The sequence below is a fragment of the Rickettsia slovaca 13-B genome, from assembly GCF_000237845.1.
Lineage (GTDB): Bacteria > Pseudomonadota > Alphaproteobacteria > Rickettsiales > Rickettsiaceae > Rickettsia > Rickettsia rickettsii.
The window spans coordinates 1,087,433-1,100,762 of sequence record NC_016639.1; the positions used below are offsets into that span (position 1 = coordinate 1,087,433).

Here is a 13,330-nt window from a genome sequence, read left to right on the forward strand (position 1 = left end):
AACGAAACATTACAGCATAACAATCATCTTTCTCAAATCTTTCCATATATTAAAGTATTTATTTTAACTTTATCTTGACAAAAACATTAACATACTTTAGAAACCACTTTTTATTAATTATAAGGAGTAACATTATGGCATCTATATTAAATATAAATTTTAAATGCGTTATGCCTATATTTAGCAATGAAATAGTAAGCCGTTTACCGGGTAATGTAAGCCACATCATTCATAAATTAAGCAGTACTATATTTTCATCAGTATATAGTACTGTTGAAGGAGCTTTTAAAAAAGGTTATATAGTGGATAATACACAGTGTAATTGGAAAAACATTGAACAATCTTTCAATGAGTCCCCAAATGATTTTTCAATACTACACCAAGAGTGCAACAATGGTTTAAATATTCCAATAACTAATATTTTTATCGATGCTGAAAATAATCCTCATATACTTTTACAACAAGCCGTAACACCTCATCAAAACGGTACGGCTAGTATTCTTAGTCAACTTTATAAAGTAACGAATGATTATATATTCTCTCAAGGCAATATTACCGAAACTAGCGGAGCTGATTTCTTAGGTTTAAATGAATGCACTAAAGAAGAAGCTATGAGTGCTTTACAAAACTATAACGCTTATAAAGAAACTTTAATCCCTCGTGAATCGTTTATAAATACTCTTGAAAATACTCTAAATCACTTAGGTCTCTCTTTAGATAATGTCTCTCCTACAGAAATAGGTAAAAATATTTTAGATCAACTCGGTAAAGCTTACACTGACCCTACTACTACAGAAAGACCTAACGATGATACAAATGACGGTGGATATAGCAGCGGTGCTTATATAGCTGGAATAGCATTAGGAACATTAGCTGTAGGTACGATCTTAGGGTATTGCATTAAATATGGATGGGATTGGTATAAGGGAAGAAATATACAAAATGAAAATTTAGATTTAGTAATGCAGAATAAAGAATTAGCATTTGTAGAACTACTATATGAAAATTTTAAGAAGAATGCAGTTATATTCGATGAAGTTATAAAAATAAATAATTTACATGATATTATAAAACTAGCAAAATCTATTAAGGAATATGAATTCTCAATACTACCACTAACTAATTTAAATAATGAAATTGTCAAATTAAATTCCCCATCCGTTATAGCAATAAACTTAGATTCTTCAAGCGGAATATTGCATGAAATATGTAAGAGTCTTGGCGGTGATGATAGTTTTCAGACTATCAGCAACTTTGCACGCTTAATAACAATTATACGAACAGCAAATCCCAAGTCTGAAGAATATAAAGAAAGCATTATAGAAATATTTGAGAGATTTAATCCTTGTTACACAGATATTGACTATCAAAATTGCGAAATGCCGTTATTAGCCGATGTATCATCACCATATAACTCCTTAGGTATAGAAGTATAGAACGTTGTTAGTACCATAACAAACCATCATTGACTTTTTGAAAGTTATATATAAAATGATGCTTAGAGTAGCAAAGTGCTATTTCGGGGTGTCGAAACCTCTGCCAAAAGTGAGAACATTTCTTACAAAACTGATGCAATCCTCGACTTCACGGTCAGGGTTATAATAGTTATGTCCAAGGTTTAAAGCTTAAGCTTAGAACCTAAAGGCTATTATGGCTATCGTTGATGGTTTTCTTACTCCCCCGACCACTAAGAGTTTATTTCTCTTCGGTGGTTGAAACTTAAGCAGTTTAAGTTTAATTAATCGGGAACAAATATGTCTGACCACAATACTAAAACCATCTCAAGACTCATCATAGAATTTATTTTAAATGAAAATAAAAAAATCTAAGAGCCGAGATAGCAGATTTACTAGAAAGACCTATAACAAAAAGCGATATCGAAAGAATAGAACAACGCTTAACAGAATTAGAAAAAATATTTAGTAATGATTTATAGCCTTGAAAATATCATCATCTCATTTTATTAACTACCTACTATAAAAATAAGTACTAAGATCATTATTAACCATTATGGTAAATAGTGCAAAAATAGCAAAAGACGGTAAGGTTTCTATACCAGTTTTATCATATTAATGTAGAGAGGTAGATACTTTAAAAGGAGGAAGAACATACATAATCACACCCGCCAATATTAGCATGATTATTCCTAGAATAATACCTACTATATTAAATGCATTTATAAAAGTAATATTAACATCCTTAATTAATTCGTGAGCAAATGAAGGTGGTAGTTGTTGAGCAATAATTATTCCTTCACCGATTGAGTCATGAGCTATTTCTGCAATTGATACAGAAACACCGTGAGGCATTACTAGATTGTTACTATATATATAAAGACGTAATACTCACAATAACAGCTATACCTAATACATTACCTAATTCATATGCTGTTTCTTGTAATGCTGCTGCACCTCCAGATCTCTCTGCCGGTACTGCATTCATCATAACTGTTACGGTGTAGAGAGGCATAGACTACTTCCTATACCAAGCAATCCAAGATATATAATATAGTATTCGATAATAAATCTCTATAGTCTAATATACTAGGTAAAATCAATGATATAGTAGTAAAGATAAGCCCACTAAACATTATTACACGTGCGATAAATCGTGTGAGTAAATATGGCATAACTAAAGATGCAATTAAAGCAAAAACTGCTGCAGGCAACATATAAAGACCTGCATATAAAGGACTTAACCCTTTGATAAACTGTAACCATAAGGACATAAGATACATTATGGATCCTAAGACACACGTAATCAGCAAATAAACTATTACTCCTATACTAAAATTGCTCATTAAGAATAAACGCATATCCACTAACGGATCATCACTTTTAAGTTGGCATAACGTAAGGTAAATATTATTAGTAACACAATGCCAATTAATAGCATTCCGCCGGATGCTAGATTCATAATACCGTATTTAGCCAACATCTTAATGCCTTGAACTAAAGCTGCCATCCCAAAAAACGATTGAAATACTCCTATCCAATCCCATGGGTTCATTACTAGGATTAGATGATTTAGGAATCCAAACTATACCAAAAGCAATAATTACTAATGCAATAGGTGAATTTATTAAAAAATGCAAATTGCCAACTTAAAAGCTCAACCAATACTCCTCCTAGTACTGGTCCTATAGCTGCTCCTACGGTTGCCATTATTCCCCACACGGATATTGCGATCATACGTTCATGTGTATTATAAAGTGGAAGGCATCATCACTGATCCTCCTAACCCAAGTAAAGCACGACATAATACTAATCCCCATGAGCTATCAAATACATAAACTAACATTGAAGCGATGGAAAAAACTAAAAGCCCCCAAAGTAATAATCTTTTACGACCAAATCTATCTCCTAATGCACCTGCGGTAATGAGAAGACCTGATAATACTAATGCATATGCATTGATTATCCATAATTGTTGTAAATTAGATGGTTTTAAATCAAGGATTATAGTAGGCATAACAGCATACAAGACTGTAGCATCCATCGATACCAAAAGTAAGCAAATGCTTAAAATAATTAAAATATGCCATCTAAATTTATCAGATATAGATGATGAATTATCTTTAGCGATATATTCAGTTTGCGGAAATTGTGGTACCATATGTGATAAGTTATTTAATAAGGGTTTTACTAAATCTATCTTTTTCGAGAACTATGGGACTGTTAACAAGTAATTTAATTAGCTTTACAATTTCTTTTGTTAATAGTCCTAGGTTAATTCAGTTGGTAACATAGTAAGCAAGTCCAAATCAATTAACCATAACACAAGTAAATTTAACATCTAAGCATCACCTAGTATGGAAGTCAAGATTTAATCTTACAAGCACAATAACATAAATAAAATTTGATTTTTCTTTCTCAAGCTTATATTTTAATTGGTAAGTTTATAATATGGAAATTTATGTCAAATACAGATAAGGAAAGAGCCATTGCCGCAGCACTCGCACAAATTGAAAAAAGCTACGGTAAAGGTTCGGTAATGAAACTAGGGCAGCGTCCGCATGTTGATATAGAGGCCGTATCAACCGGCTCACTTGGGCTAGATATAGCTCTTGGAATCGGCGGTGTTCCCAAAGGTAGAATCATCGAAATTTTTGGTCCTGAAAGCTCAGGTAAAACCACTCTAACATTGCATTTAATTGCAGAAGCTCAAAAAAAGGGTGGTACATGTGCTTTTATTGATGCCGAGCATGCATTAGACCCTGCTTATGCTAAAAAATTAGGCGTAAATATTGATGAGCTTATTATTTCACAGCCCGATACAGGTGAACAAGCCCTAGAAATTGCCGATACGTTAATTCGCTCCAGCGGTATTGATATGATAATAATAGATAGTGTTGCGGCTTTAGTACCGAAATCAGAGATTGAGGGCGAAATGGGTGATGCTCAAATGGCTTCTCAAGCAAGGTTAATGAGCCAGGCTTTGCGTAAACTTACTGCATCAATTAATCGCACCAATTGTATTACTGTTTTCATCAATCAAATCAGAATGAAAATAGGTGTGATGTTCGGTAGTCCTGAAACTACGACAGGCGGTAATGCCTTAAAATTCTATGCTTCTGTTAGGATCGATATAAGAAGAATCGGCTCCATTAAAGATAAAGAAGAAGTAATAGGCAGCCAAACCAAAGTAAAAGTAGTCAAAAACAAAGTATCTCCTCCATTTAAAACTGCAGATTTTGATATAATGTACGGTTCAGGTATTTCAAAAGAAGGCGAGATAATCGACCTTGGAGTTAAGCTTGATATTGTTGAGAAATCCGGCTCTTGGTTTTCCTACAAGAACGTACGCATAGGTCAAGGGCGTGAAAACGTCAAACAATATTTAAAAGAACATCCACAAATTTCCAACGAAATTGAGAAAATAATACGTGAAAAATCGTCAAAAATTACTAATATAACTTGATCAAACGGAGGAAGAAAATGATTGATTTAACAGGTAAAACTTCCTTAATTACGGGAGCTTCAGGAGGCATAGGCGGAGCTATAGCGAGGTTACTGCACAAACTCGGAAGCCATGTAATTATTAGCGGTAGTAATGAGGAAAAATTAAAATCCCTTGGAAAGGTTGTAAAAGATAATTATACGATAGAAGTATGTAATCTTGCCGATAAGGAAGAATGTAGCAATTTAATATCTAAAGCATCAAAGTTAGATATTTTAGTATGTAATGCCGGTATTACTAGCGATACGCTAGCAATTAGAATGAAAGATGAAGATTTTGACAAAGTTATTGATATTAATTTAAAAGCAAATTTTATTTTAAATCGTGAAGCAATAAAAAAAATGATACAAAACAGGTATGGACGTATTATTAACATATCTTCAATAGTAGGAATTTCAGGTAACCCCGGGCAGGCTAATTATTGTGCTTCTAAAGCAGGTTTAATAGGTATGACCAAATCGCTCTCTTACGAAGTTGCAACCAGAGGCATTACGGTTAACACAGTAGCTCCAGGATTTATTAAATCAGATATGACCGATAAACTAAATGAAAAACAAAGAGAAGCTATAGTACAAAAAATTCCGCTAGGCACTTACGGTATGCCGGAAGACGTGGCAAACGCAGTTGCATTTTTAGCAAGCGATCAGGCATCATATATTACCGGTCAAACTATACATGTAAACGGTGGTATGTTAATGGTATAAAAATTAATAAGATTATTTTGTGCTAGCATAAAATAATTTTTTGTGCTAGAAGTTCTTTTAAAGATAAAATGCGATGAATATTTTAAATAAATATTCATACAGTTAAAATAAAGTCTAATAGCTGAATAACCACTATTATACGGCATATAAAATTAAATGATTTATGGAGTTCAAAATTATGAGTACAACGGATAAGATCGAACAGAAAGTTATTGAAATGGTTGCTGAAAAGCTAAATAAAGATAAATCGATAATAACTACGGATTCAAGATTTATAGAAGATTTGAAAGCTGATAGCCTTGATACCGTAGAGTTAATGATGGCAATAGAAGTTGAATACGGTATTGATATCCCTGATGATGAAGCCACTAAAATTAAAACCGTATCCGATGTTATAAAATATATCAAAGAACGCCAATCTTAATCTGCATAAAAAATCCCTAATAGATAATTAAAAATGTCGAATCAAAGAGTAAATAAAAGAGTAGTTATTACCGGACTTGGACTTGTTACTCCTGTTGGGCTTAATGTTAGCTCATCTTGGAAAAATATTGTAGATGGAGTAAGCGGTATAAAAACTATTACAGAATTTGACACTTCTAAACTTGCGTGTAAAATTGCCGGACTTATAGATAACTCTGAGAAAGATGGATTTAAACTTGAAAATTTCACACAAGCAGATGACATTAATAGACTAAGTAAAATGGATAAATTTATCCATTACGGAGTAGCAGCCGCAACCGAAGCAGTTGAAGATAGCGGCTGGTTACCCGACGATGAAAAATCTCGTGATAGAACCGGCTTGATATTAGGTTCAGGAATCGGTGGGCTTAAAATGATCGAAGATACCTCTATCAAACTTTATCAAGAAAATAACGGCAAAGTTAGTCCTTTCTTTATCCCCGCTTCATTAATTAATCTTTTATCCGGTCTTGTTTCTATAAAATACGGTTTTAGCGGTCCAAACCAAACGGCAGTAACAGCTTGCTCTACAGGGGCACATGCTATAGGCGATGCTATGCGTATGATAAAGCACGGCTATGCCGATGTTATGATCGCAGGCGGTACGGAAGCTCCAGTTACACCTGTCGGAGTTGCAGGTTTCGTTGCTGCTAGAGCATTATGTACTAAATATAACGATAATCCTAAAAAAGCCTCAAGACCTTGGGATAAAGACCGCAGCGGCTTTGTTATGGGTGAAGGAGCAGGCGTTGTAGTCTTAGAAGAATATGAGCATGCCTTAAATCGAGGGGCTAAAGTTTACGGTGAAGTTATAGGATACGGCTCTACAGGTGACGCCTATCATATGACAGCTCCACATCCTGAAGGTAGAGGAGCTTATAGAGCGATGAGAGACGCAATGCTAGATGCAAATATCACGCCCGATATGATTGATTATATTAATGCACACGGTACTTCTACTACACTTGGTGATGGAATAGAATTAGCAGCCGTACAAAAATTATTTTTAGAAGCGAATCCCAAAGTTTTAATGTCTTCTACTAAATCATCAATAGGACATTTGCTTGGTGCGGCAGGAAGTGTTGAGTTTATCTTTTCAGCTCTTGCAATTAGAGACCAGATTGCACCGCCAACCTTAAACTTAGATACCCCTATGGATGAGGTGAATATAGATTTAGTTGCACTTAAAGCTAAGAAAACTAAGATAGATTACGTGCTTTCCAACTCGTTCGGATTCGGTGGTACTAATGCTAGTTTAGTGATTAAGAGTATACTCGTTTAATTTAAAAAATTGGCACAAAGTCCTATAAGCACCGTACTCACGTATTAAGTATACGTTCCGCTCCTCGTCTTATGGACTCCTTGTGCTTTTCCAAATTAAACTTCGTTTACCAACCTTTAACTTAATGTCATTCCTGCGAAAGCAGGAATCCAGTAAAACATATAAAAACTTATTTTTATATGTTTATTCTATCAAATATGTAATTTTGTACCAATATTAAGGTTATTTTTCTAGATTCCTGCTTTCGCAGGAATGACATTAAAACTAGCCAATAATCAACTATGACCCCAATTTATTACATTAAAGACGGTAACTTAAGTTTTGCGGATAAAGTAATTTTATCTGATTTAGAGCTTTATTTGTACACAGGAGATAAGATTTGTCTTATAGGACGTAACGGCTGCGGGAAATCAAGCTTAATGAAAGTCATATCAGGTGATTATGAGTTAGATAACGGTGCATTATTTCAAGATCCTTTAGTTACAACCGGTTATTTAAGACAAGATATTTCTATAAAAACTCATCTAACTGTTTATGATTTTGTTTTACAACAAACAGATAGTACAAAAGAAATAGATAAATACCAAATCAATATAATTCTAGAAAAATTACAAATCAACGGAACAGATAATTTATCCACCTATTCAGGCGGTCAACTGAGAAGAGCAAGCCTTGCTAAAGCTTTAATATTAGAGCCGGAAATATTATTACTTGATGAACCGACTAACCATCTAGATATTGCAACAATCGAATGGTTAGAAGAATTTGTTAAATCTTATAACGGTGCTATTATTTGCGTTAGTCATGATAGAACATTCCTCTCAAATGTTACTAATAAAATTTGGTGGCTTGATAGAGGAATTTTACGTAAATCCGATAAAGGATTTAAATTTTTTGATGAATGGCAAACAATTATCATAGACCAAGAAGAAGCCGCTCTTCGGAAATTAAATAAAAAATTATCTCAAGAAAATGAATGGTTAAATGCCGGTGTTACTGCTAGACGTAAACGAAATCAAAAGAGACTTGCGGATTTGAAAGCTTTAAGAGCAATAACACAAGAACAGACTGCAAAACTAGCTAGTTCAACACAAAGAGTTAGGGCAGAACTTGCCGAAAATATAGCTAAAAGTAAATTCATTATTGAAGCAGATAATATTACTTTTAGTTATAAAAATACTAAAATTATTGATAATTTTAGCTTTCGTGTAAAAAACGGCGAGAAAATTGGTATAATCGGTGCAAATGGCTCAGGCAAATCTACCTTTATCAAACTACTAACAAAACAGCTTACCCCTGAAAGCGGCAAAATTATATATGGCGGTAATTTAGATATTTCATATTTTGATCAACATAGAGAAAAACTAGAGCCTAATCATACATTACAACAAACTTTATGTCCTACAGGCGGTGATCAAGTATTTTTGCCACACGGTAAAACCATGCATGTTGCCGGTTATTTAAAACAATTCATGTTTAATCCTAAACTACTTAATGCAAAAACCGCTATTTTATCAGGCGGTGAAGCTAATAGATTATTACTTGCAAAAATTCTAATTAACCCTGGCAATCTGTTAATTTTAGATGAACCGACTAATGACCTCGATATGGATAGTCTGGAAATTTTACTAGATATACTTACAGATTATTCAGGTACTTTAATAGTCGTGAGCCATGATCGTGACTTTTTAGATAGGTTAGTTACTAGAACTTTAGTTTTCGCTCAAGGTAAAATTCATGATTTAACAGGAGATTATGAAGATTATAAGCAGTATTTTACTACCTCTCCTATAGCCAAAAAAGCTTCAAAACCACTACCACTAACTTCTCAAAAAGAACCTCTAAATAAAAAGCTATCTTATAAATATCAGCGTTTGCTTGAAACATTGCCCAACTATATTGAAAAGCTAGAAATATCCATCAAACACTTAGAAAAAGAACTTGAAGACGTTAATCTATATTTAGATAATCCTCAAAAATATAACCGCATTACTAGCCAATTAATTAATGATAAAAAGAAACTAGACGAGTTATTAAATCAATGGCTAGAAATACAAGATTAATTTTTATTAAAATTTTCTTGACTTAATTATTAACTTTTGTTAACGTTTCTTGGCGTTAATATTAAAGATGATGAGCATGTCTGATATAACAGCTACATTAAAATATAAATTCGATAATTTAAAAGAGCATCTTAACAATTCTTATTCTCGCTCTCAAATAGAAGTAATTCTAGGAGAATTGAGTAGTTTACAAAGCGAAGCAGCTTCATATGGCTTGAATTTTGACATATCCAATCTAAAAGAGACTGCTGAAACTAAGCTCAAGAACTATGAAGTAGAACAATCTATTGAGAAAGCTAGGGTTCAAGAAGAAGAATTTCTAAAATCACAAAGAGCAATAAAACTTGCCGAAGAAGAAAAAGAAATCGCACAAAGAATTGCTGCACTTAATAATTTGCATAATGAATTTATAAAAAATATTACTAAAGATACTAAAAGAATTGAAGAAAGTAATAAGCGTTTAGATAAGATAATAAATAAACTAGAAAAGGAAAACATTATTGATCATGAAGAGTTAAATCGTGAAATATTAACTCATGAAGAAATATTTAAACTAAATCAAGCGTATAAAGTATTACATAAAAACCATAAAAAAATAACTGAAGAACACAAACAAGCACATACATAATTAAATGAATTAAATAAAACAATAACGAATTTATCACAACAATTACAAGAAAAAGGCTTAGCACCAAAAAAAGTTAAAGAATTAAAAGACGAATTAGAATTTCACCAAGAAATGTTAAAAATACATAAGGCACATGTAGAGAAGATTGAAAATAGTAAAAAAATATTAGATCAAGAAATTATTAAACATGAAAAAGAACACAACATAAATAAAGATAAAATAAAGAAATTAGGAAGTGATATTAAAGAGCGTTATAAAAAAGAACCAGAAAAATATTTAGATGCATATGAAAAATATTTAGTTCTAAAACATCAGCATAAAGCAATTAAGACAGACGGCGTTGTAAAAGATATAGAGCATCATAATAAAGTACTAAATAAAATTAACGTGGATAAAACTAAATCTTTAGCTAATAAAATCAGAGAACAAACACAAGTAAAAGATACTAATACTAGGAGTTTATCTCCTGCTCGTACTCCTAATATTAAAGTTACAAATAATAAAACGAGAGGAATTTAACTAAATTAGTAATTATTATGTCTAAATTTAAAAAATTAACTCCTGAACAAAGAAAAGCAGCTTTAGAAGCTGCAAAAGTACAATTTGAAGAACAACAGCAAACACATAACGCAATATTTAAAGAAGCTATGCAAGCGAGTAGTCAAATCCACCAATATAATCAAGATTTAGGTAATTGTGTGGATAATGCTTCCAAAGATATCAAACTTGCCGGTAAAGCTTCTAAAGGCGTATGTGAAATAATATAACATTCTAAAAGCTGTAACTATATAGTTGCAGCTTTTGTATCATTTTGAATTAAGCTCGAAAGACCTATTGCCTGTATTTTTTCTGACAATTTAAAGCTAATCTCACCTGGAAATATTACATTAATTTGATCAAGTTTTAAATCTTCTAAAGATATTTGCATTGATTTTGTAATGCTCGGTGTATTTGTATATTTAATTTCAAACCCCAAACGTTTTCCATTTTTAAAAATTAAAAGATCTATTTCCGCTCCATTATGAGATGACCAAAAATAACATTCTTCGGGTTCGGCTTTATAATATCTAACAATTTGTTCTAAGGCAAATCCTTCCCATGATGCACCTATTTTAGGATGAGTGCTTAAAGCTTCATAATTATTTAAGCCTAATAAAGCGTGATATATTCCACTATCTCTAAAAAAGATTTTTGGAGTCTTAACTTGTCTTTTTTTAAGGTTTTCATACCAAGGCTGCAAAATACGGATCATAAAAGTTCCCTCTAAAATATCTAAATAATGCTTTGCGGTATGATATGAGATAGATAAAGAATTTCCAAGTTCTGAAGCATTCAATATATTAGCGTGATAATGGCAAAGCATTAACCAAAACCTACGTAACTGCATAGACGGAATTGTAAAACCTAAATTTGGTATATCTCTTTCTAAAAATGTTTTAATGTAATTCTGACGCCATAAAGCACTTAACTCTTCATCATCTGCAAGATATGATAAAGGAAATCCGCCGCGTATCCATAATTGCTGAGTACCTGACACTTCAGATAAGGTAAACGGTGTCATTTCAATATAACCTATTCTACCTGCTAGTGTTTCAGAACCTTGTTTAATTAAGTCTCTTGATGCACTGCCTAGTACTAAAAATTTAATATCAGTTGTATCAACAAGAACTCTTAAAATAGGGAATAGATTCGGTTTATACTGAATTTCATCAATAATAACAAATCCTTTTAGATCAGACAAAGCAAGCATCGGTTCATTTAATCTTGCTAAATCTAAAGGATTTTCAAGATCAAAAATATTGATTTTAGGAATATTATAAGCTTCTACGAATTGTTTAGAAAGTGTAGTTTTTCCGCACTGCCTTGGTCCTAACAAGGCACAAACTTTATGAGTTTTAAAATGTTTTATTATTGATGAAAGGAATTGTTTTCTAAGCATTTAAATTAGTACTATGAAAATTAGAAACATAACGTCTAATTCTCAGTATAGAAAGAAAAAACGACAAAGTCAAAACGCTTTGTCTCGTGCTGCAACTATAATCGCATGTATTTTTTTAAGCGTCCGGTCAAAGTCATCGTTAGTAACTACATAATCATACTCATTAGCATGTGATATTTCGTTTTGTGCCGACTGCATACGTAATTTTATTGCTTCTTCATTATCGGTCGCTCTATTTCTTAAGCGTTGTTCCAATACTTCAATATTAGGAGGCAATACAAATATAGCAACAACATTAGTAGCATTTTTCTTAATACTCCTTGCTCCTTGCCAATCAATATCAAACAAAACATCCAAGCCTTGATTTAATAACATTTCGACATATTCTTTAGGCGTACCGTAATAATCATCGTATATTTTAGCATATTCAAGGAATTTATTCTGCTTAACTAATTCTTCAAACTCTAGACCGGTCTTAAAGTAATAGTTTATGCCCTCTACTTCTCCTAAACGTGGTTTTCTTGTAGTTGCCGAAATAGATAAACGCAAATTATTATCTATTTTCAATAATGCTTTAGCTAAACTCGACTTACCTGTACCTGAAGGGGAAGATAAAATTATAATCAGTCCTTTAGAGTTCCTCGAAAGTTCTACTTCTAGAGGTAATTTAGACGTCGCTGCGGTGCTACGTTCCATGTCTCCTTTAAATTCCTCTCTATAAGCGCATTTCTGAAGAACTCTTTTATTTTTTGTTGTCATATTTTATGTTTTATTTCGTAGGTACAGCATATTTCAGAAAGATTTAGACAAGATGAATTTAAATGCAAGCCTGCGAAAGCAGTAGGTAAACTACGTGAGTGAGTACAGGCGAGTCATGCAAAATTCGCTTGTATCAAGCTTTATGAATTATTCTGTACTTTTCTTTTTATTACCTCATCCATAGTACAATTAAAATATTTTGCTATTTTTAAAATAGTATCTATTTCAGGGTTGAATTCACGATTAGCTTCCGCTCTCATAATTCTGCTAACAGTAGTATAAGGGATATTAGTGACTTCGGCAAGATATTTACGATCTATCTTTTCTTGTTTTAATTTTTCTTCTAAAAATTCTTTTACTTTAGTAGCAAGTGCCATATTAATAACCTCTGAATAAATAAAGGATAGATATATACAAAGTCGAGTATTACCAGCCTTGTTACATGGATCGAAAAGCCTACTCAATGTCATTCCCGCGTAGGCAAAAATCTAGTAAAACCATATAAAAACAAGTTTTTATATGGTTATTTTATCA

At 32.5% G+C, this 13,330-nt stretch carries 15 protein-coding genes and 2 pseudogenes; 8 read left to right on the forward strand and 9 right to left on the reverse strand.

The features are described from left to right. Positions 1 to 134 precede the first annotated feature (134 nt). Positions 135 to 1,436, forward strand: coding sequence for a DUF5460 family protein (locus RSL_RS06020; protein ID WP_014273783.1), 1,302 nt, complete (start codon positions 135 to 137; stop codon positions 1,434 to 1,436). A gap of 633 nt (positions 1,437 to 2,069) precedes the next feature. On the opposite strand, the gene RSL_RS10235 is transcribed toward RSL_RS06020, so the two are convergent. The 6 genes from RSL_RS10235 to RSL_RS10545 form a co-directional block, all read right to left on the reverse strand. Then, on the reverse strand, positions 2,070 to 2,309 hold the full coding sequence (locus tag RSL_RS10235) for a hypothetical protein (RefSeq protein WP_041472114.1): 240 nt from the start codon (positions 2,307 to 2,309) through the stop codon (positions 2,070 to 2,072). Positions 2,310 to 2,322: 13 nt separating this feature from the next. After that, positions 2,323 to 2,469: an MFS transporter gene (locus RSL_RS10240; RefSeq protein ID WP_146709393.1), complete on the reverse strand. Its 147-nt coding sequence runs from the start codon at positions 2,467 to 2,469 to the stop codon at positions 2,323 to 2,325. A 10-nt stretch (positions 2,470 to 2,479) separates the two neighbouring features. Further along, positions 2,480 to 2,728 carry an MFS transporter gene (locus tag RSL_RS06030; protein WP_231287697.1) on the reverse strand — a complete coding sequence of 83 codons (249 nt, stop codon included), beginning with the start codon at positions 2,726 to 2,728 and terminating at the stop codon, positions 2,480 to 2,482. A 92-nt stretch (positions 2,729 to 2,820) separates the two neighbouring features. Further along, positions 2,821 to 3,009, reverse strand: coding sequence for a hypothetical protein (locus RSL_RS09165; protein WP_041472116.1), 189 nt, complete (start codon positions 3,007 to 3,009; stop codon positions 2,821 to 2,823). Positions 3,010 to 3,026: 17 nt separating this feature from the next. Beyond that, positions 3,027 to 3,191 carry a hypothetical protein gene (locus RSL_RS10735; RefSeq protein WP_324602876.1) on the reverse strand — a complete coding sequence of 55 codons (165 nt, stop codon included), beginning with the start codon at positions 3,189 to 3,191 and terminating at the stop codon, positions 3,027 to 3,029. 13 nt (positions 3,192 to 3,204) lie between these two features. After that, the gene (locus tag RSL_RS10545) at positions 3,205 to 3,615 is read right to left on the reverse strand and encodes an MFS transporter (protein WP_014419942.1); all 411 of its coding nucleotides are present in this window, start codon (positions 3,613 to 3,615) and stop codon (positions 3,205 to 3,207) included. 300 nt (positions 3,616 to 3,915) lie between these two features. Here RSL_RS10545 and recA point away from each other — a divergent pair. The 7 genes and pseudogenes from recA to RSL_RS06075 all read left to right on the forward strand — a co-directional run bounded on the left by recA (position 3,916) and on the right by RSL_RS06075 (position 10,865). Further along, positions 3,916 to 4,945: pseudogene (recA, locus tag RSL_RS06045) on the forward strand (recombinase RecA). Continuing rightward, positions 4,938 to 5,663, forward strand: coding sequence for a 3-oxoacyl-ACP reductase FabG (gene fabG / locus RSL_RS06050; RefSeq protein WP_012151300.1), 726 nt, complete (start codon positions 4,938 to 4,940; stop codon positions 5,661 to 5,663). Before recA ends, fabG begins: the two are co-directional and overlap by 8 nt. A gap of 163 nt (positions 5,664 to 5,826) precedes the next feature. After that, a complete protein-coding gene (gene acpP, locus RSL_RS06055; RefSeq protein WP_008579292.1) occupies positions 5,827 to 6,087 on the forward strand; it encodes an acyl carrier protein in 261 nt (86 codons plus the stop codon). Between the two features lie 33 nt (positions 6,088 to 6,120). Further along, positions 6,121 to 7,407, forward strand: a complete 1,287-nt coding sequence (gene fabF, locus RSL_RS06060; RefSeq protein WP_014273785.1) for a beta-ketoacyl-ACP synthase II — start codon at positions 6,121 to 6,123, stop codon at positions 7,405 to 7,407. Between the two features lie 281 nt (positions 7,408 to 7,688). Next, on the forward strand, positions 7,689 to 9,470 hold the full coding sequence (locus tag RSL_RS06065) for an ABC-F family ATP-binding cassette domain-containing protein (RefSeq protein ID WP_014273786.1): 1,782 nt from the start codon (positions 7,689 to 7,691) through the stop codon (positions 9,468 to 9,470). A 76-nt stretch (positions 9,471 to 9,546) separates the two neighbouring features. Continuing rightward, positions 9,547 to 10,617, forward strand: a pseudogene (gene roaM, locus RSL_RS06070) (actin-based motility regulator RoaM). A 17-nt stretch (positions 10,618 to 10,634) separates the two neighbouring features. Then, positions 10,635 to 10,865 carry a hypothetical protein gene (locus RSL_RS06075; RefSeq protein ID WP_014273787.1) on the forward strand — a complete coding sequence of 77 codons (231 nt, stop codon included), beginning with the start codon at positions 10,635 to 10,637 and terminating at the stop codon, positions 10,863 to 10,865. A gap of 17 nt (positions 10,866 to 10,882) precedes the next feature. Here the strand turns inward: RSL_RS06075 and RSL_RS06080 are convergent, their stop codons facing one another. The 3 genes from RSL_RS06080 to RSL_RS06090 all read right to left on the reverse strand — a co-directional run bounded on the left by RSL_RS06080 (position 10,883) and on the right by RSL_RS06090 (position 13,266). Further along, on the reverse strand, positions 10,883 to 12,037 hold the full coding sequence (locus RSL_RS06080; protein ID WP_012736649.1) for an ATP-binding protein: 1,155 nt from the start codon (positions 12,035 to 12,037) through the stop codon (positions 10,883 to 10,885). Positions 12,038 to 12,106: 69 nt separating this feature from the next. After that, positions 12,107 to 12,796, reverse strand: coding sequence for a guanylate kinase (gmk, locus tag RSL_RS06085; RefSeq protein ID WP_014419943.1), 690 nt, complete (start codon positions 12,794 to 12,796; stop codon positions 12,107 to 12,109). Positions 12,797 to 12,936: 140 nt separating this feature from the next. Then, the gene (locus RSL_RS06090) at positions 12,937 to 13,266 is read right to left on the reverse strand and encodes a helix-turn-helix transcriptional regulator (protein ID WP_012720019.1); all 330 of its coding nucleotides are present in this window, start codon (positions 13,264 to 13,266) and stop codon (positions 12,937 to 12,939) included. Between the last annotated feature and the right edge of the window lie 64 nt (positions 13,267 to 13,330).